This is a genomic window from Aestuariimicrobium ganziense, from assembly GCF_015352975.1.
GTDB classification, from domain to species: Bacteria; Actinomycetota; Actinomycetes; order Propionibacteriales; family Propionibacteriaceae; genus Aestuariimicrobium; species Aestuariimicrobium ganziense.
The window spans coordinates 234,161-252,213 of the sequence record NZ_JACYIZ010000003.1; the positions used below are offsets into that span (position 1 = coordinate 234,161).

18 protein-coding genes are annotated in these 18,053 nt (G+C 68.8%); 13 read left to right on the forward strand and 5 right to left on the reverse strand.

What is annotated here, in order from left to right; all coding sequences use genetic code 11:
- The first annotated feature begins 144 nt into the window (after positions 1-144).
- From IE660_RS07070 to IE660_RS07090, 5 genes are all read left to right on the forward strand, one after another.
- Entirely contained in the window at positions 145-1,473 is a 1,329-nt protein-coding gene (locus IE660_RS07070) for a sensor histidine kinase (protein WP_328701884.1), read from the forward strand.
- Between the two features lie 5 nt (positions 1,474-1,478).
- Positions 1,479-2,144 (forward strand): response regulator, encoded by a 666-nt coding sequence (locus tag IE660_RS07075; RefSeq protein WP_203567859.1) that lies wholly within the window; start codon positions 1,479-1,481, stop codon positions 2,142-2,144.
- An 86-nt stretch (positions 2,145-2,230) separates the two neighbouring features.
- The gene (locus IE660_RS07080; protein ID WP_203567631.1) at positions 2,231-3,112 is read left to right on the forward strand and encodes an ABC transporter ATP-binding protein; all 882 of its coding nucleotides are present in this window, start codon (positions 2,231-2,233) and stop codon (positions 3,110-3,112) included.
- A gap of 56 nt (positions 3,113-3,168) precedes the next feature.
- On the forward strand, positions 3,169-4,356 hold the full coding sequence (locus IE660_RS07085; protein ID WP_203567632.1) for an ABC transporter permease: 1,188 nt from the start codon (positions 3,169-3,171) through the stop codon (positions 4,354-4,356).
- A gap of 25 nt (positions 4,357-4,381) precedes the next feature.
- Entirely contained in the window at positions 4,382-4,924 is a 543-nt protein-coding gene (locus tag IE660_RS07090; RefSeq protein ID WP_203567633.1) for a DUF1697 domain-containing protein, read from the forward strand.
- 130 nt (positions 4,925-5,054) lie between these two features.
- Here the strand turns inward: IE660_RS07090 and IE660_RS07095 are convergent, their stop codons facing one another.
- Positions 5,055-6,125 (reverse strand): NAD(P)-dependent alcohol dehydrogenase, encoded by a 1,071-nt coding sequence (locus IE660_RS07095; protein WP_328701900.1) that lies wholly within the window; start codon positions 6,123-6,125, stop codon positions 5,055-5,057.
- A gap of 179 nt (positions 6,126-6,304) precedes the next feature.
- On the opposite strand from IE660_RS07095, the gene IE660_RS07100 reads away from it, so the two are divergent.
- Complete coding sequence (locus IE660_RS07100) at positions 6,305-7,579, forward strand: FG-GAP repeat domain-containing protein (RefSeq protein WP_203567634.1); 1,275 nt, start codon at positions 6,305-6,307, stop codon at positions 7,577-7,579.
- 88 nt (positions 7,580-7,667) lie between these two features.
- Here IE660_RS07100 and IE660_RS07105 read toward each other — a convergent pair whose 3' ends face one another.
- Positions 7,668-8,267: a hypothetical protein gene (locus IE660_RS07105; protein WP_203567635.1), complete on the reverse strand. Its 600-nt coding sequence runs from the start codon at positions 8,265-8,267 to the stop codon at positions 7,668-7,670.
- A gap of 200 nt (positions 8,268-8,467) precedes the next feature.
- Here IE660_RS07105 and IE660_RS07110 point away from each other — a divergent pair, with 200 nt between their 5' ends.
- The 3 genes from IE660_RS07110 to IE660_RS07120 all read left to right on the forward strand — a co-directional run bounded on the left by IE660_RS07110 (position 8,468) and on the right by IE660_RS07120 (position 10,852).
- Positions 8,468-9,400 (forward strand): sugar phosphate isomerase/epimerase family protein, encoded by a 933-nt coding sequence (locus IE660_RS07110; RefSeq protein ID WP_203567636.1) that lies wholly within the window; start codon positions 8,468-8,470, stop codon positions 9,398-9,400.
- Positions 9,401-9,446: 46 nt separating this feature from the next.
- Entirely contained in the window at positions 9,447-10,508 is a 1,062-nt protein-coding gene (locus IE660_RS07115) for a Gfo/Idh/MocA family protein (RefSeq protein ID WP_203567637.1), read from the forward strand.
- 122 nt (positions 10,509-10,630) lie between these two features.
- Entirely contained in the window at positions 10,631-10,852 is a 222-nt protein-coding gene (locus IE660_RS07120; protein WP_203567638.1) for a hypothetical protein, read from the forward strand.
- Here IE660_RS07120 and IE660_RS07125 read toward each other — a convergent pair.
- The 3 genes from IE660_RS07125 to IE660_RS07135 form a co-directional block, all read right to left on the reverse strand.
- Positions 10,824-11,873 carry an AMP-binding protein gene (locus tag IE660_RS07125; RefSeq protein WP_203567639.1) on the reverse strand — a complete coding sequence of 350 codons (1,050 nt, stop codon included), beginning with the start codon at positions 11,871-11,873 and terminating at the stop codon, positions 10,824-10,826. The genes IE660_RS07120 and IE660_RS07125 overlap by 29 nt on opposite strands.
- Positions 11,870-12,688, reverse strand: a complete 819-nt coding sequence (locus tag IE660_RS07130) for an SDR family NAD(P)-dependent oxidoreductase (protein WP_203567640.1) — start codon at positions 12,686-12,688, stop codon at positions 11,870-11,872. The genes IE660_RS07125 and IE660_RS07130 overlap by 4 nt, the downstream gene beginning before the upstream one ends.
- Positions 12,689-12,805: 117 nt before the next feature.
- Positions 12,806-13,489, reverse strand: coding sequence for a Type 1 glutamine amidotransferase-like domain-containing protein (locus IE660_RS07135; protein WP_203567641.1), 684 nt, complete (start codon positions 13,487-13,489; stop codon positions 12,806-12,808).
- Between the two features lie 54 nt (positions 13,490-13,543).
- Here IE660_RS07135 and glpA point away from each other — a divergent pair, with 54 nt between their 5' ends.
- The 4 genes from glpA (at position 13,544) to IE660_RS07155 (ending at position 17,900) form a co-directional block, all read left to right on the forward strand.
- A complete protein-coding gene (gene glpA, locus IE660_RS07140) occupies positions 13,544-15,115 on the forward strand; it encodes an anaerobic glycerol-3-phosphate dehydrogenase subunit GlpA (RefSeq protein ID WP_203567642.1) in 1,572 nt (523 codons plus the stop codon).
- Entirely contained in the window at positions 15,112-16,398 is a 1,287-nt protein-coding gene (glpB, locus tag IE660_RS07145) for a glycerol-3-phosphate dehydrogenase subunit GlpB (RefSeq protein ID WP_203567643.1), read from the forward strand. Before glpA ends, glpB begins: the two co-directional genes overlap by 4 nt.
- A complete protein-coding gene (locus IE660_RS07150) occupies positions 16,395-17,651 on the forward strand; it encodes an anaerobic glycerol-3-phosphate dehydrogenase subunit C (protein ID WP_203567644.1) in 1,257 nt (418 codons plus the stop codon). The genes glpB and IE660_RS07150 overlap by 4 nt, the downstream gene beginning before the upstream one ends.
- 102 nt (positions 17,652-17,753) lie before the next feature.
- Positions 17,754-17,900 (forward strand): hypothetical protein, encoded by a 147-nt coding sequence (locus tag IE660_RS07155; RefSeq protein WP_203567645.1) that lies wholly within the window; start codon positions 17,754-17,756, stop codon positions 17,898-17,900.
- Positions 17,901-18,053 lie beyond the last annotated feature (153 nt).

Genomic DNA, 18,053 nt, shown 5'->3' on the forward strand with positions numbered 1-18,053 from the left:
CACGCCACAAACCCGGCGGCCCCCGCCGCGGCACCACCACCCGCCCCCGGCCCCTGGCCCGCGGCGCCCTCGTCCTCACGGCGGATGCCGGTCTCCGTCCCCTGGGGGAGGTGCCCAGCGCTCCCGACTCCCTAGGCTGGGCGGGTGAGCACCTTGACCACCCGTGAACGCCTACTGGCGTGGTTCGGCGTGGACGAGGACTGGGAGCGGCCTCGTCCGCCCATCAACCGCACCGACATCATCGTCGCGCTGGCCAGCTTCGCGCTCACCCTGCTCAGCCTGGAGCTGATGCGCTCCTACCTCGACTTCACCGGCGCCCGTCCGTTCGGCATCGAACTGCTCACCATCGCCACGGGCACCCTGCCGATGCTGCTGCGCCGCCGCTACCCGATCGCTGTCGGGTTGTGGATGGGACTGCACTTCTGGGCCAGCTGCACCTGGGTCGGCGAGGTGGGCTACCAGTTCGTCTACCAACTGGTGGTCTTCTACGCGCTCTACTGCATGTTGGCGTGGGCGCGCGACCGCCGGCTGATGCTGATCGTGGTGTCGGCGCTGCTGCTCGGGTTGCTGGTCTGGCTGGCCTGGATGTCGGCGATGGGGCAGGGCGTCGACATGGTGCACCAGCGCCCGGCCGGCCAGGGCGGGCTGTTCGGTGCCGTGTTCGCCATGGTCACGATGACCTTCCTGGCCAACCTGATCCTGTTCGCCGCAGCCGCCTTGACCGGTCAGGTTGCCTGGCGCCAGGCCCGCGACAGGGCCCAGATCGCCGACCAGGCCCAACGCCTGGCCGAACAGGCCGACCAACTCACCGAACAGGCCGTGCTCGACGAGCGCCTGCGCCTGGCCCGCGAACTGCACGACGTCGTCGCCCACCACGTCTCGGCGATGGGCGTGCAGGCCGCAGCCGCCCGCCGGGTGCTCGACCTGCGCCCTGAGCAGGCCAAGGACGCCCTCACCCAGGTCGAGTCGTCGTCGCGCGAGGCGGTCAGCCAGATGCGCGGACTGCTGGGCGCGCTGCGTTCCAGCCGGGACGAGACCCCCACCGGCCACCGCGGACCCGACCCGACGCTGGCCGAGCTGCCCCGGCTGATCGAGGAGTCGAACGTCCCCGGCTTCACCACCACCCTGACCGTCGTCGACGACCGACCCGACAGCAGCGCGTCCGTCCCCCCGCCGGTGCAACTGTCGCTCTACCGGATCGCGCAGGAGGCACTCACCAACGTGCGCCGCCACTCCAGCGCCACCTCGGCCACCGTCACCCTGCGGTTGCAGCAGGTGGGCAGCCCGGGCGGGCACGCCGAGATCGAGGTGCTGGATGAGGGACGTCCCCGCAGCGGCACCTCGGGCACCGGCATGGGCCAACTCGGCATGCGCGAACGGATCGCCTCGCTCAAGGGCACAGCCGAGATTGGCCCGAGGGTCACCGGCGGTTACCGTGTGCGGGTGCGCTTCCCGATCATGGACGAGTCATGAGCCCGATCAGGGTGTTGCTGGTCGACGACGCAGCCATGCTGCGCACCGGCTTCCAGATGATCCTGTCGGTCGAACCCGACATCGAGGTCGTCGGTCAGGCGTCCAACGGCCAAGAGGCCCTCGAGCGCTGCCGTGATCTCAGCCTCGACGTGGTGCTGATGGACGTGCAGATGCCCGTGATGGACGGCATCGCCGCCACCTCCGAGATCGTCGCCGAGGGACTGGCCAAGGTGATCATCCTGACCACCTTCGATCGCGACGACTACCTGTTCGACTCGCTGCGCGCCGGGGCGTCCGGGTTCCTGTTGAAGAACTCCGATCCCGACGTGTTGGTCGAGGCGGTACGTCAGGTCGCGGGCGGACACGCGCTGCTCTCGCCCGAGGTCACCCTCAAGGTGATCGCCGAGATGGCCCGCTCCGGCCACGGCGGGGCACAAGGCGGGCATCGTCCCCGGGCAGCCGACCTCGACCGGCTCACCGAACGCGAACGCGAAGTGCTGTCGCTGGTCGCCCGCGGGCTGTCGAACGCCGAGATCGCCCAGGACCTGTGGGTCGGCGAGGCCACGGTCAAGACCCACGTCTCGAACACCCTGGCGAAGCTCGGCCTTCGTGACCGGGTGCAGGCCGTGGTGTTCGCCTACGAGGCCGGACTGGTGCACCCCGGCGAGTAGCCGAAAGTACTCCCCCTCAGGGTGGACGACGAGTTTCGCCCTCACGGCGGATGCCCGGCGAACCCAGCACAGGGTTGGCTGGAACCATGCTCGAGATCCACGAACTCACCCGCAGCTTCGGCGACCGGCTCGCCGTCGACCACGTCTCGTTCCAGGTGCCCCCCGGACAGCTGACCGGCTTCGTCGGCGCCAACGGTGCCGGCAAGACCACCACAATGCGCATGGTGATGGGGCTGCTCGCCCCCACCTCGGGATCGGTCACCTGGCAGGGTGCCCCGATCGTCGACGAGGTGCGCCGCGGCATCGGCTACATGCCCGAGGAGCGCGGCCTCTATCCCAAGCAGCAGGTGCTCGACCAGCTGGTGCACATGGCCCGACTGCGCGGCATGCCCGCCGGCGCCGCCCGAGCCGAGGCCACCGAACTGCTCGGCGCCTTCGGCCTCGGTGAGCGCACCAAGGACAAGCTCGAGAAGCTCTCGCTGGGCAACCAGCAGCGCGTTCAGGTGACCGCTGCGCTGATGGCCAGCCCGATGGCGCTGATCCTCGACGAGCCGTTCTCGGGTCTGGACCCGATGGCGGTCGACGAGATGGCCGACCAACTGCGGGCCCGCGCCGCGTCCGGTGTGCCCGTGCTGTTCAGCTCGCACCAGCTCGACCTGGTCGACCGGCTCTGCGACGGCCTGGTGATCCTGGCCGGCGGACGAGTCGTGGCCCAAGGCACCCGCACCGAACTCGAGTCGCGCGGACGGCTGCTGCACCGGCTGGTCACCGACTCCGACGCCGGCTGGGTGCGTGACCTCGCCGGAGTGACCGTGGTCGACGTCGACGGCAACCGCGCCCTGCTCGAACTCGCCAAGCCCGGTCTGGTCGACCGGGTGCTGGCCGAGGCGATGGCCCGCGGCAGCGTCCGCGAACTCGCCGAGGTCCGTCCCACCCTGTCGGAGATCTACCGCGAGGTGGCGGCATGAGCAGCCCGACCAGCCCCTCGACCCGTTCTCGCTCGACACGTCATCAGGAGACCGCCATGACTCGTCCCTACCACCTGCCCCGCAACGCCTGGCAGATCGTCGCCGGCCGCGAAATGGTGGTCAAGCTCGCCGACAAGTCGTTCATCATCTCGACCGTGATCACCCTGGTGCTGATCGCCGCTGGTGTCGGCGTCGGTGCCTGGTTGGGCGGACGAGCCACCACCACCGACATCGCCGTGACCGACGCCCAGGCCGGCCGGGTGGTGGTGGTGGTCGATGCCAGCCTCAAGGCCAGCAACGACAAGAGCTCGGCCACCCCGATCACCGTCGCCTCGCCGGACGAGGCGAAGGCCAAGGTGAGGGCTGGCGACGCCGACGCGGCACTGCTGCACACCGACGCCGGCTGGCAGTTGGTGTTCCACAAGAGCGCCTCGGACTCGGTGCGGATGGCGGTCAACCAGGCCGTGCAGACCGTGCTGATCGGCGACCTGGCCAGCCAGGCCGGGGTGTCGCCGGACGAGCTGGCGCAGCGCACAGCCGTCAAGGTCGAACTGCTCGAGGGTGATTCCTCACGCGCCGACCTGGCCCGGGTGACCAGCTTCGCCTTCGCGATCCTGTTCTTCATGTCGGCGCTGACCTTCGGGCTGCAGATCGCCCAGAGCGTGGCCGAGGAGAAGTCGTCCCGCGTGGTCGAGATCCTCGCCTCGGCGATCCCGGTGCGCCACCTGCTTGCCGGCAAGGTGATCGGCAACACCGGCCTGGCGCTGGGCCAGATGGCGCTCTACGCGCTGGTCAGCATCGTCGGGCTGATGCTCACCCCGTGGAAGAAGTTCCTTCCCGCGGTGCAGGCCCCGATGGCGTGGTTCCTGGTGTTCTTCCTGGCCGGCTTCCTCGCCCTGGCCTGCGTCTGGGCGGCCGCTGGTTCGATGGCCGGGCGCACCGAAGACCTGAGCGCCACCACCACCCCGCTCACCATGGGTCTGGGCTTGGTCTACTTCCTGGGCTTCACCGCCACCGGTGCGCTGCAGACCGTGCTGTCATTCGTCCCGGTGATCTCGTCGGTGCTGATGCCGACCCGGATCGTCGCCGGTGACGTGGCCTGGTGGGAGCCGGTGCTCGCCCTGGTGCTGAACATCGCCTTCGCGTTCGTGACGGTGCTGTTCGGGGAGAAGATCTTCCGCCGCTCGCTGCTGCAGACCTCGGGACGCCTGTCGTACCGTGAGGCCTTCAAGCTCACCGACTGAGCCTGACCGGACGAGGGGGACGACGATGACCCGCACCCACGTGGCCCTGTTGCGCGGCATCAACGTCGGCGGTGCCAACAAGCTGCCGATGGCCGACCTGCGCGGCATGGCCACTGGGCTCGGGTTGGACGAGGTGGCCACCCACCTCGCCAGCGGGAACCTGGTGTTCAGCGCGACGCAGTCGGGGTCGGCGATCGAGCGTGACCTGGCGGCGGCGGTGGCCGAGCGGATGGGCAAGCCGATCGAACTGCTGGTCGTCGGTGCGGACGAATGGCTGGCCGCGGTGGCCGGGTGTCCCTACCAGCCCAGCGACGACAAGCTCGTCCACCTGCAGGTGCATCGTCGTCCGGTGCCGGAGAAGGTGCGCGCCGCGATCGACGAGATGGTGGACGAGGCCGGCGACGGCACCGAGGCCACCGTGGACGGGCGCTGGCTCTACCTGCACACGCCGAATGGGTTCTCGAAGTCGGTCGCCTTCACCAAGCTGCCCAAGCTGGTCGGTAAGGACGACCCCGGCACCGCACGGAACCTCAACACCGCCAAGGCGATCGCTGCGCTACTGGAGTGATGCGCTTGCTCAACCAGCGTCGTCCGGCAAGTGATCAGTGGCGGGCAATGCGCTGTCACCAGCACATTTCCCGCCACCAATCGATTCGGGACAGGGCCCAGGGGTCGGGCGGTGGGGCGAGACCCGGAACTCAGGCCTCGTCGACCGAGCCGAAGCTCGAGGTGTCGATCACGTAGCGGTAGCGCACCTTCGAGGCAACGACCTTGTCGTAGGCCTCGGTGATCTCCTCGCCGGTGATCATCTCGATCTGGGGCGCCAAGCCGTGCTCGGCACAGAAGTCGAGCATCTCCTGGGTCTCGGCGATGCCACCGATGTTCGATCCGGCGAGGATTTTGTTGCCGCCACACAGCGCACCCAGACGGATGGTGCTGGGGTGCTCGGGCAGGCCGACGTCGACCAGGGCTCCACCGGTCTTGAGCAGGCTGATCAGCAGGTCGATGTCCATCTCGGCCGAGACCGTGGTGACGATCAGGTCGAACGTGCCGCGCTGCTTCTTCAACTCGTCCAGCTCTGACAGGGCGTAGTAGTGCTTGGCGCCGAACTTGAGCCCGTCGTCCTTCTTGCTCATGGTCTGCGAGATGACGCTGGTGTCAGCCCCGAGGGCGGCAGCGATCTGCACGCCCATGTGGCCCAGGCCTCCCATGCCGACGATGGCGACCTTCTTGCCCGGGCCTGCACCCCAGCGGGTCAGCGGCGAGTAGAGGGTGATGCCGGCGCACATCAGCGGGGCAGCGGCCTCGAACGGGATCTCGTCGGGAATGCGGCAGCAGTAGTTCTCCTCGACGGTGATGCCCTGGGAGTAACCGCCGTCGGTGACCTTGCCGTCTCGACCCTGGGAGCCATAGGTCCACACGGTCGGCTTCTCGGACGAGGTGCAGAACTGCTCCTGGCCGCCCTTGCAGAACTCGCACTCACCGCAGGAGTCGACGAAGCAGCCGACGCCGACCTTGTCGCCGACCTTCCACTTGGTGACCTCCGACCCGACCTGGGTGACGATGCCGGCCAACTCGTGACCGGGCACCAGCGGGTAGCTCACCGGGCCCCACTCACCGCGCGCGGTATGGATGTCGGAGTGGCAGATGCCGGCGTACTTGACCTCGAAGAAGACCTCGGTCGGTCCGGGTTCGCGCCGCTCGATGACCGTCTTCTCGAACGGGCCGGTGGCGGAGTTGGTGGCGTAGGCAAGAACCTTGGGCACGATGGCTCCTTCGCTCAGTGGTGTGCTCACCGCTGATTCAACCACCCGTCTCGAGGGCCGTTGACCCGGGGTACGGACGAGCTCCGCCTAGGCCGAACGGGGGAGGCAGGCAACCGGTTCGTCCGACCCGGCGTATAGGGGTTAGGACGCAACACTCCGACACCGCACTCGAAAGGCTGGACATGTCACTCGAACTGTTCTCCCGCACCGGAAGGCGGGTGGCCGGACTGGCCGTCGCCGCCGGACTCGCCCTCGCCGGCGCTGTCATGTCGGCACCGTCCTCGGACGCGCTGCCGCCCCAGCCCGGGCAGGTGCCCCACATCAACTTCGGCGACCAGAACCGGGCCGTCGGCCAGGTCAGGCTGTCGGTCGGCAACCCCCAGCAGGTCGGCGACGCCGACATCCACGAGGTGTACGTCAAGGTGTGCAACACCGCGACCCGGGCGCTGCCCGTCGGACCCGACACCTTCAGCTGGACCTACCGCAACTACTCCACCTGGCTGTTCCTGCCCCATGACGGTCTGATCAGGGACGGGTTGACGAACACCTTCCTCGCCTCGGGTGAGTGCGCCGAGGGTTCTCTGGTCGCCTCGGGAGCGCAGATCGAGCAGATGGCGTTCTACGACCTGCGGACGAACACGCGCATCGACATCCTGCCCGCCACGGAGTGGGAGGGCATCTTCAATGTCGACTACGCCCGCGCCCCCGGTGCGTCGGGCGTCCACGGTGACTTCACCGGCGACAAGCTGGCCGACGTCAACGGTGTGGTGGGCGGCAACATCATGACCTACCGCAGCACGGGTCCGGTGTTGGTGACTCACGGCAACACCGGCGCCACCGGGTACGGATCGATCAGTTGGATCGGCAAGGCGGGTGACGTCGACCAGAACGCCGCCACCGACCTGCTGGTTCGTGACGGCTCCGGGAAGATGTGGCTCCAGCGCATGCAGGGCAAGAACCGGGCCGGCTTCAGCACCCAGGTGGGAACCGGCTTCCAGGGAGTCGACCTGATGACCGTGATCCCTCGCGAGTCCGGCTCATGGCTGATCGGTCGTGGCGCTGACGGACACCTGTACCGCTACACGGTGACCCCCACCTGGCTGCGCCAGACCACCCGGATCGGCCACAACTGGCAGAAGGTGACCAAGCTGTTCACCGTTGGTGACGCCAACGGCGACGGCATCCCCGACCTGTTGGCCGTGCACAAGGACGGAAGGCTCTTCCGGTACACGATGACTGCGCAGGGCACCATCAGCTCGACCACGGCCATCGGCCATGGGTGGGGCTCAACGCTGCAGATCGCGGGGCCTGGCGACCTCGACGGTGACGGGCGCCACGACATGGTGGCCGTTCGCAGCGACGGCAAGCTGTACTTCTACCACCACAACGGCAGGGGCTCGTTTGCTCCGGCCAGGCAGATCGGGCACGGCTGGCTCGGTGTCCAGTTGATCGCCTGAGCCGCCACTCCACACAAGACGAAGCGGCCCCCGACCAACGTCGGGGGCCGCTTCGCTTGTTCAGGTGTCAGACACCGTCAGCGAGTGATCACTGGCGGCGGTGGATCGCAGCTGCGACACCGGCAGCCACGAGGGTGACCAGGATGCCGCCACCGGCCAGACCCATGCCATCGGCACCGGTGCTGGGCAGGTCGGTGTCATCACCGGGGTCCGGCTGGGCCGGAGGCTGCGTCGTGGTCTTGGTGGTGGTGTCGTCGCCAGGAGCCGGGGTGCTCGGCTTGTCGCTGGTCGGCGGCACCGACACGTCGTCCGACGGGTCAGGCGTCGGAGTGGGCGTCGGGGTCGGCGTCGGCTCCAGGTTGGGGGCACATCTCGATGCGGGATCGTCGCCATTGATCTGGATGACGACCGAGAGCTCCTGACCATCGCTGAACTCGTCGCCAACGTTGACGATGCCATCACCGTCGACGGCTGAAGGCCAGCCCACCTCGATCGGGTTCTTGCCCGACTTGATCAACTCGGTGGCGTTGGGCTTCTGGACGTACTTGCACACCCAGACCTTGTCGCCGTTCTGCATCTCGTCGGCCCCGGCCGAGATCTGGGTGTAGGCCAGACCTCCTAGACCCACCATGCCGGCGGCCACCGTCAGGGCCAATCCCTTGGCGGCCTGCTTGTTCTTCCTTGACACATTTCCCCCTCGTCGTCAGCTTCATGGGACGGCGGACGAGCGCCTCGCCCCCGTCGCGAATCGTTTGTTGGAAAGGGCGGAGCAGATTGTTTTGTACCCCTTTCGGGTGGGGTGGCAGTTCTCGAGGGTGGGCCCGGCTTCGTGCAAGGCCACTGCGCAACCGCTGCGGGTTCGCGAGGGCCACCGGTAGTCTCCAAACCATGCGCGTCGGCTTCTCGTCCTACTCCTTCCACAGCCTGACCAGCTCGGGCCAGATGACCATTCCGGAGGTGATCGACTGGGTCGCCGACTCGGACGCCGAGCACCTTGAACTCGCCGTCGGTTTCGCCAACGACGACCCGATGTCTGACCTGTCGGACCTGCCCAACAATCGTCGGCTCGTCGACGCCATCAAGGCACGGGTCGCCGCCACCGGCATCACCCTGTCGCAGATGGCGATGCCCGCCAGCTTCTGGACCCCCGAGGGCGCGTCCGCCGTCTCGGCACCCGGCCAGGGTGAGCAGACCGGCACCGCCGAGGCCCTCGAGGCCGAGGTCGCCCGGGTCAAGGCCCACCTCGACCTGTGTGAGGAACTCGGTATCACCCTGCTGCGCCACGACGTCAGCCACGGCAACCACCCCGGCGACGACTCCATCCTGTTCGAGCAGGCGCTGCCGGTGATCGCCGAGCAGTCCAAGACCATCGCCCAGTACGCCGCCGGCAAGGGCGTGCGCACCTCGATCGAGAACCACGGCTTCTTCGTGCAGGCCTCCGAGCGGGTGCGCCGCGTCATCCACGCGGTGGACGAGCAGAACTTCGGCACCACCCTCGACGTCGGCAACTTCCTGTGCGTCGACGAAGACCCCGTGGTGGCGGTGGGCAACAACATCGCCTACGCCACGATCGTCCACTTCAAGGACTTCTACATCCGCAAGCAGGACCCCGGATCGGGCTTCTTCCGCTCGCGCGGCGGCAAGTACCTGCGCGGCGCAGTCGTCGGCCAGGGCGACATCGACATGGTGTCGGTGGCCGAGGTCGTCAAGACCTCCGGCTACGACGGCTTCGTCACCATCGAGTTCGAGGGCTCCGAGCCCGCACTCACCGGCTGCACCTGGGGCCTGGAGAACACCCGTCGCCTGCTCGGCCAGGCCTGAGCCATCCCCACCGTCTCACTCACACACAGCGAAGGACACTGACTTCATGAGCAAGGTAGGCATTGGCGTCATCGGCGCCGGCAACATCTCCGAGATGCACGTCGACGGCTACAAGCAGCGCGACGACGTCGACCTGGTGATGATCGCCGACATGGTTCCCGAGCGGGCCTCCGAGAAGGCTGCCAAGCACGGCTTCGCCCACCACACCGGCGACGTGGACGAACTGCTCGCCCGTGACGACATTCAGGCTGTCAGCATCTGCACCTGGAACAACTCCCATGCCGAACTCGCCATCCGCGCCCTGCGCGCCGGCAGGCACGTGCTCGGCGAGAAGCCGCTGTGCATGAGCGTGGACGAGGCCCTCGAGCTGCAGAAGGTCGTCCACGAGACCGGCAAGCACTTCGAACTGGGCCAGGTGCGCCGCTACGGCCAGAACGCCACGGTGCTCAAGAGCTTCATCGACGCCGGCGACCTCGGCGACATCCACTACGCCAAGGCCTCGATGCTGCGCCGCGCCGGCAACCCCGGCGGTTGGTTCGCCGATCCCGAGCGCTCGGGCGGTGGCCCGCTGATCGACATCGGCGTTCACTGCATCGACCTGGCCTGGTGGCTGATGGGCAAGCCCAAGGTCACCTCGGTCAGCGCGAACAGCTACTCCACCATCGGCAACCGCGCCAACATCACCACCCTCGACCGCTGGCTGGCCTCGGACTACGACCCGGCCGTCAACGGGGTCGAAGACCTGGTGAACGCGGTGATCCGCTTCGACAACGGCGCCTCGATCATGGCCGACGTGTCGTACTCGCTGCACATCCCCAAGGAGACGATGCTGGTCGCGGTCTACGGTGACAAGGGCGGCGCCGAGCTCGAGCCCTCGCTGCAGTTGGTGAGTGAGAAGTACGACACGATCCTCAACATCGAGCCGCAGATCGCCAACCCGAGCTTCGACTTCCAGTCGTTCCACAAGGAGATCGGCCACTTCGTCGACCTGGTCAAGGGTGAGGCGGAGCCGTTCGTCCCGGTCGAGGACGGGGTCGAGATGATCCGAATTCTGCGGGCGATCTACGAATCGGCCGAGGCCGGTCGCGAGGTCACGATCGAGCGCTGACGTAGGCTCAGGGGCAGCACCACGACCAGCCGGGGCAGTACCAGCAGGCGCCTCCTGGCCAGCCCGGCCAGTACGGCCAGCAGCCCGGCTACGGCCAGAGGCAGCCCGGTCCGACGCCCGGCATGCCCGTGCAGCAGCAGGCCCCCGGCAAGGGACGAAAGATCTTCGGCATCATCCTGTTGGTCTGGGCCGGCTTGGCGATTCTGGGCCAGCTCACCACGCTGACCCAGGGCCGCGGCCCCGGCGGTGGCGCAGAGTGGGTCGGCTGGCTGATCGGCGTGATCCTGTTCATCGTCGTGCCGCTGGTGGTTGGCCTCAAGCTGGTGCGTGGGCCGAAGGCCTGACCCGACCCTCGACGACCACACGTCCGTCGCCGGTGTCCTTGCCCAGGTCGCCGGCGACGGTTCGTCCGGCTTGGGGACTCGACACGTGCAGCAGCCCGTCGACCTCACGGATGGTGACACCGGCCAGCGGGCGTCCGACGCCGTGCGGGTCGAGCGCACGGTCGTCGGGGGTGGCAACGCAGACTGTGCCGGTCTCGGTCATGCCGTAGCAGTTCCAGACCTGGACGCCCAATGCCTGCTCAGTGCGCCCGGCGAGATCGGCGGGTAAGGGCTCGGATCCGCACACCACGTGCTGCAGGCCCGCGACCCGATGCTCGACGAGGCGCTCGAGGTGGCGTGGCAGGCAGGTGACCACAGGGACTCGGGTGCCACCCAGCGGCACCCCGGAAGCACTGAGGTCGACCAGGTGGCGACCCGCCACGAGGCAGAATGCCGCGGTGCCGAAACCGTGACCACGATCGAGCGGCACCATCACCCCGACCGAGGCGACCTCACGCAGTGGCAGTCGTCCGAGCAGGCCGAGTTGCTGCCACGCCACTCCGGGGTGCCAGCGGGTCGCCACCGGCACCGCTCCGCCGGTGCTGCCCGAGGTGTGGACGACCAGCCGGCCGAGCCCCCACGTGGCGGCCCGCCGGGACGATTCCTTGGCTTCCGGCAGGTCGTCGACGCTCCGCAACGCGGCGGCGTCGTCCCCGCCCAGACGGCGATTCCGCAGGCGCACCGCGGCGCCGGCGCGAAGGCCCGCCAGCGCGAGCAGCAGGGTCGTCCTGGAGTCGTCGGCACTGACGGTGATCGTGCGGGCCGTGATGCGTGCCGCCGCGGCAGTGACCTGCTCGTGCAGGTCGGCGAAGGTGAGGGTGCCCTGGGCATCGGTGAATGCAGGGTCGTCCGGACGTCTGCGGGCGTGGTGGGCGAGACGGCCCGGAAGGCTGGGGTGGGCCATCGGCAGTCCGACGGTTGCCAGACCCGCCCACACTTCGCGGATCGCCTGACGTCGGGGCAGCCGTGCCGTGCCGCTCATCGGCGTGCTCGCGGCCGGCGTCGGCGCGGCCGCAGCGTCACCCAGCCCACCACCCTGGCCGACCCGGCGGGGGAGAGGGCGCTGAGCACGCCGGCGAGTCGCGCCCACCAGGGGGATTGGAGTCCGCCGCGGCCGATGGCAGCCCGGTGGACCCGGGCAGCGGCCTCGTCCGCCGTCATCGCCCAGCGCGGAACCTGCCGCCCGCCGGGTGTGCTCATCGCGGTCTCGACCAGCCCGAGTTCGACCGGGCAGGTGGTGACACCTCGGCGGGCGAGTTCGGGCCCGATCGTGCGCAGCCACAGGTCGAGGGCACCCTTCGAGGCGATGTAGCTGCCCCAGCCGGGGGTCGGCACCCGCGCCACCGTCGAAGAACTGGCGACGATGCGCCCGGACCCTCGGGCAGCCATCGCCGGCAGCCAGGGCAACAGCAGCGCCACGTGGCCCAGGTGGTTGGCCTGCATCGTGCGCACGTGGTCGTGCAGTCGGTCGTGCTGGTCGAGCACCTCACGGTGGATGGAGTGCCCGGCGTTGCAGACCACGACGTCGGGTGCTCCCAGTCGGGTGAGCAGGTCTTGTGAGGCGGCCTCGACCGCGTCAAGGTCACGCAGGTCGAGGACGACCACCTCGACCTGACTGGCCCCCAGCTGTCGACAGCGGGCGGCCACCTCGTCCAGGGCGGTGGTGGTGCGGGCGATCAGCACCAGCCTCGATCCGGTCTGTGCGAACCGTTCGGCCACCGCGGCGCCGATGCCCCGCGAAGCACCGGTGACCACCACCAAGGCGGACGCGGATCCGTCGGGCAGGTCAGGGGGCACCAGACCATGATGTCCGGAAACCGGCGCAAGTTCGGCGCCGAGGCGCTTGGCGGCAGGCAACGCCAAACCTCTGCCGGGTTCCGGACACGGATCGGGCGGCGGGAGTGGCAGGAGGGCTCAGGAAAGATCGGCCACGGGGATCGGCGACCCTGCCGGGTACTCGGTGATTGCTTCGCCCGACACCAGAGTGGCCGAGGCGGGACCCAGCACCCGTATCTCGGAACTGTCCAGCAGCAGGCCACTGTTCTCGGGCAGCCCCAGGATCGGGGTCGCCAACCGCGCGCTCAGCAGCCGCGCGCGACCAATCTGGCTGGTGTCGAAGTGGGGCAGGAGTCCACGGGTGGGCAGCAGGCCGAGCCCGGCGAGATCGACCAGGCCCACGTCGTTGGGGTCCGCCACCTCGGCGATGGCGATCGATGAGGTTGCCAAGATCGCTCCTGCGCTACCTCCGTAGTAGGCGCCGCCACGCTCGACCCAGTCCCGCACCGCGGGCAGGAAGCCATGGCGTCGCACGTGGTCCAACAGGCTGAAGGTGTTGCCGCCACCGACGCACAGCACCGCGTAGTCGACGAGTTCGCCGGGGTCGTGAGCGTCAAGGCTCATCCAGGTGTCGAACTCCCGATCCGCGCCGCCGAGGGCCCGCAGTTGCGACGCGAACCACGACGGTGCCCCGCTCAGCGGGGGCTCACCCAGGGCGAAGGGCCAGTACAGGATCTTTCCCTGACAAGCGAGGAACCTCGTCCACGCCTCTTGCTCGGCTGCAGCATCGCCGCCACCGCCGAGCAGCACGATCCCCTCCATGCCAAGCAAGGCTACGGGGCCACTAGGCTGACGGTGACAACGGGAGGAGCGTCGATGAAGCGGCTGAGTGCCGATGTGGTGGTCATCGGCGGGGGCGCCACGGGCGCCGGCGTGGTGCGAGACGTGGCCATGCGTGGATGGTCGGCGATCCTGGTCGACAAGGCCGACCTCGGCCAGGGCACGACCGGGCGCTACCACGGACTGCTGCACTCCGGCGGCCGCTACGTCGTCTCCGACCCGCACTCGGCGACTGAGTGTGCGCTCGAGAACGCGATCATCACCCGCATCCAGCCCCAGTGCGTCGAACAGACCGGCGGGCTGTTCATCGTCGGTCCCGATGACGACCCCGAGTACTCCGACCGCTTCCTGATCGGTGCGCGGGCCACCGGCGTGCCCTGTGAGGAGATCAGCCCGGCCGAGGCGCTGCGCCGCGAACCCCGGATCAACCCCCGCCTGCAGCGGGCCTTCGCCGTGCAGGACGGTGCGGTCGACGGCTGGCAGATGGTGTGGGGTGCCGCCCGCTCGGCGATGGAGTACGGCGCACAGGTGCTCACCTACCACCGGGTCACCGACGTGCTGGTGCGTGATGCCAAGGTCGTCGGCGTGGTCGCCACCGACGAGAAGCGCGGAGAACAGGTGCAGATCGACTGCTCGTTCGTGCTCAACGCCGGCGGACCGTGGGCCGGCCAGATCGCCACCATGGCCGGCTGTGAGCAGGTCGAGGTGGTGCCCGGTCGCGGCATCATGATCGCGATGAACCACCGGCTGGTGAACTCGGTGGTCAACCGCTGCATCCACCCTGCCGACGGCGACATCCTCGTGCCGGTGCACACCGTGAGCATCATCGGCACCACCGATGTGCGCGCCGACGACCCCGACCGGCTGCCGATCCCGCGTGAAGAGGTGCAGCAGATGCTCGACGCCGGTGAGGTGTTGGTGCCCGGCTTCCGTGAGTCGCGGGCGGTGCACGCCTGGAGTGGGGCTCGTCCGCTGTTCAAGGACCCGAGGGTGAGCGCCACCGACACCCGGCACATGACCCGCGGTATGAGCATCCTGCGCCACGACGTGCGCGACGGCATCGGCGGCATCATCTCGATCATCGGCGGCAAGCTCACCACCTACCGGTTGATGGCCGAGAAGATGGTCGACGCGATGGCCGATCAGTTGGGCGAGACGCGTCCCTGCCGCACCGCGGACGAAGTGATCGACCCGCCCGGTTCGTCCACCTACCACGTCACCCACCGGCTCGAGGAGCGCGAGGGCGACCGGCTCGACGACCAGATCATCTGCGAGTGCGAGTTGATGAACCGCGGCATGCTCACTGAGCTGATGGCCGAGCAGCCGACCGCCAACTTCGACGACCTGCGCCGCCAGCTGCGGCTGGGCATGGGCCCTTGCCAGGGCGGGTTCTGCTCGATGCGAGCGACCGGCATCGCGGTCCAGGAGAAGATGGTCGACGTTGAACGGGCGAGCGAGCTGATGAGGCTGTTCCTCAAGAACCGGTGGATCGGGTTGTGGCCGATCCTGCACGGTGACCAGGTGCGCCAGACCGCCCTCGACAACTGGATCTTCCACGGCACCTTCGACCTCGAGGCGCTGCCCGAGTCGCAGGAGGTGGCGCTGTGAACGGGCCTGTTCCGCGCAGAGGCACTGCTCCCCGCACCGTGGTGGTCGGCGCCGGCCTGGCCGGGCTGGTCTCGGCGATCCTGCTGCGCCGCCACGGCCACCAGGTGGTGCTGGTGGCCAAGGGCCTGGGTGGTTTGCAGTTGTCGCAGGGCACCATCGACGTGCTCGGACGCCTCGACGGCCGGCTGGTGGACGATCCGTGGGCTGCGTTCGATGAACTGCCCGACAGCCATCCCTACCGTCGGATCGGGGTCGAGGCTGTGCGTCGTGGGGTCGACGTGCTGGCCGGGTTGCTGGGGCCTGACCTGCTCGCACCGGTCGGTGAGCGCAACCAGTTGTACCCGACGGCGGTGGGGGCGCTGCGTCCGACGCTGGTCGTCCCGCCGTCAATGGCTGCCGGCGCTGCCCGCGACGGCAGACGGATCGTCATCGTCGGCATCGACCAGGTCAAGGACTTCCACCCCGAACTGGTGGCCGGCAACCTGGCGCGCACCGAGTTGCCCGGCGGCGGTCGGCTGCAGGTGCGGCACGCCAGCATCGACCTGGGGGCTCGTCCCGGTGAGGTCGACTCGAGCCCGGTGGTCTACGCCCGTGCCCTCGACCAGGCCCACACCCGCGAGAAGTTCGTCCGTGCCGTCAAGGCGGTGGCCGAGCCCGGTGAAGTGATCGGGTTGCCCGCGGTGCTCGGCGTGGACGATCCGCTGGCCTGGGCCGACCTGCAGCAGCGGATCGGCCAGCCGGTCTTCGAGATCGCCCTGCAGCCGCCGTCTGTTCCGGGCATGCGGTTCAACCAGGCGCTGCTGGCCCACACCCGCCGCGAACGCGTGCGGACCATGCTCGGCGCCGAGGTGATCGGCCTTGTCAACGAGGGTTCGACCGTGACCGGGGTCAGGGTGCAGACCGCCGGTGGTGAGCGGACGATCGGCTGCGACCACGTCGTCCACGCCCCCGGGGGCTTCGAGTCGGGCGCCCTGGCTGTCGACTCCCACAACCGGGTGAGCGAGACCATCTTCGGGCTGCCGGTCACCGCGACAGACGCCACCGAACTGATCCACGGCGACTACTGGGGTGCCCCGCAGCCGCTGTTCGAGGTCGGCGTGCGGGTCGACGACCAGATGCGGGTGCTGGACGACCGGGGGCGGGCCATGTACGCCAACCTGTACGCGGCCGGAGGGATCCTCGCCGGGGCGATCCGCTGGCGCGAGAAGTCGGGGGAGGGCATCGCGCTCGGCAGTGCCGTCAAGGCCGTCGATGCGATCACCGCAGGAGAGGACCGGCCATGACCGACGACCTGAACCATGCGCGCGACGAACTGATGCGAGCCAGCCTCGACCACTGCGTCAAGTGCACGATCTGTGAGACCCAGTGCCCGGTGGCCCGGGTGACCCCGCTGTTCCCGGGTCCGAAGTTCGTCGGGCCCCAGGCTGAGCGGTTCCGCCACGGTGAGTCGGTGGACGAGTCGCTGGACTACTGCTCGGGCTGTGGCATCTGCACCCACGTCTGCCCGCAGGGGGTGAAGATCGCCGAGCTGAACATCATGGCCAAGGCGGTGATGAAGGCCGACCAGCCCCCGCCAGTGATGAAGGGGCTGCGCGACCAGGTGATCAGCCGCACCACGGTGATGGGCAAGGCGATGACTCCGGTGGCGCCGGTCGCCAACGCTGCGCTGGGCATCGGGCTGCTGCGCAAGGCGGTCGAGAAGGTGGTCGGGGTGGCGTCCGGGGCTCCAATGCCGACCGCGCGCACCGAGACCTTGCGGGCGTGGCTGCGGCGTCGTCCCGCACCGCCGGCAGCGACCCGCGAACCGATCGTGTTCTTCCACGGCTGCGCCGGCGGCTACTTCGAGGTCGAGACCAGCAAGCGGACGATCGAGGTGCTCGAACACCTGGGCTTCCAGGTGCTGGTGCCCAAGCAGGGTTGTTGTGGGCTGGCGCAGCAGTCGAACGGTCTGTTCGAGAACGCCCGGACGAGCGTGCTCGACCTGTGTGACGCGCTGCGCTCGGTCGGCAAGGAGTTGACGATCGTGTCGTCGTCCGGCTCGTGCACCGGCATGCTCAAGCACGAGGCGCACCACATTCTCGGCGTGGACGACCCGCGGTTGCTCGACGTCGGCGCCCGGATCAGGGAGACCTCTGAGTTCCTGCTGGAACTGTTCGAGTCGGGGGAGGTCCTCCCGGAGTTCCGCCGGGTCGAGGCGACGATCCCTTACCACCAGCCCTGCCAGGTCAAGGCCCAGGGCATGGGGATGCCCGCGCTGACCCTGATGGAGATGGTGCCCGGGGTGAGGGTGGTCGAGTCGGGTCAGCCCTGCTGCGGGATCGCCGGCACCTACGGGCTCAAGGAGGAGAAGTACGACATCGCCCAGGCCGTCGGCAAGCCGGTCTTCGAGATGGTGAAGGCGACCAACCCCGACCTGGCCACGTGCGACACCGAGACCTGCCGCTGGCAGATCGAGAAGGGGTCAGGGGTGCGCACCGTGCACCCGATCGAGCTGCTCCACTTCGCGCTGGGGCTTTCGGACGACCTACCGCTCTGAGTGCTGTCCTGGGTGGTCGAGTGGGCGTGACTTACGAGGGCCTCGTCGAGACCAGAAGCTCTCGACATCGGGAGTGCTGTCGGGCAGGGCTACGTTGCTGCCATGGCAGACCCGGTGACGCTCGACTACCTGCGCCCGTCGACGCTGTCGGGCGACGTGATGCAGCTGCAGACGGCGATGGGACTGTCGCCACCCGGTCGCATCGCTCACCCCCGCTTCTTCGGAGGGCTTCCTCACCCGCCCCGATGAGGCCGCCGCCTGCCTGCTGGCCGGTGCCAACGTCGCGCGGGCGTGGTACTACGTGCGGCTCGTAAGCCTGCTCGACCCGGTGGTGACGGCGGACGGCGCTGCGCTTTTAGTCTCCCTTGGCATGTCGACCTCGTCGTCACGGCGCTGAAGGGT

Bases quoted from the DNA above. Each gene is read 5' to 3' on its own strand.
- IE660_RS07135 (WP_203567641.1), bottom strand. From the start codon at position 13,489: ATGGAGGGGATCGTGCTGCTCGGCGGTGGCGGCGATGCTGCAGCCGAG.
- IE660_RS07115 (WP_203567637.1), top strand. From the start codon at position 9,447: ATGAGCAAGGTAGGCATTGGCGTCATCGGCGCCGGCAACATCTCCGAG.
- IE660_RS07110 (WP_203567636.1), top strand. From the start codon at position 8,468: ATGCGCGTCGGCTTCTCGTCCTACTCCTTCCACAGCCTGACCAGCTCG.
- IE660_RS07155 (WP_203567645.1), top strand. From the start codon at position 17,754: ATGGCAGACCCGGTGACGCTCGACTACCTGCGCCCGTCGACGCTGTCG.
- IE660_RS07090 (WP_203567633.1), top strand. From the start codon at position 4,382: ATGACCCGCACCCACGTGGCCCTGTTGCGCGGCATCAACGTCGGCGGT.
- IE660_RS07080 (WP_203567631.1), top strand. From the start codon at position 2,231: ATGCTCGAGATCCACGAACTCACCCGCAGCTTCGGCGACCGGCTCGCC.
- glpA (WP_203567642.1), top strand. From the start codon at position 13,544: ATGAAGCGGCTGAGTGCCGATGTGGTGGTCATCGGCGGGGGCGCCACG.
- IE660_RS07085 (WP_203567632.1), top strand. From the start codon at position 3,169: ATGACTCGTCCCTACCACCTGCCCCGCAACGCCTGGCAGATCGTCGCC.
- IE660_RS07125 (WP_203567639.1), bottom strand. From the start codon at position 11,873: ATGAGCGGCACGGCACGGCTGCCCCGACGTCAGGCGATCCGCGAAGTG.
- IE660_RS07100 (WP_203567634.1), top strand. From the start codon at position 6,305: ATGTCACTCGAACTGTTCTCCCGCACCGGAAGGCGGGTGGCCGGACTG.
- IE660_RS07150 (WP_203567644.1), top strand. From the start codon at position 16,395: ATGACCGACGACCTGAACCATGCGCGCGACGAACTGATGCGAGCCAGC.
- IE660_RS07120 (WP_203567638.1), top strand. From the start codon at position 10,631: ATGCCCGTGCAGCAGCAGGCCCCCGGCAAGGGACGAAAGATCTTCGGC.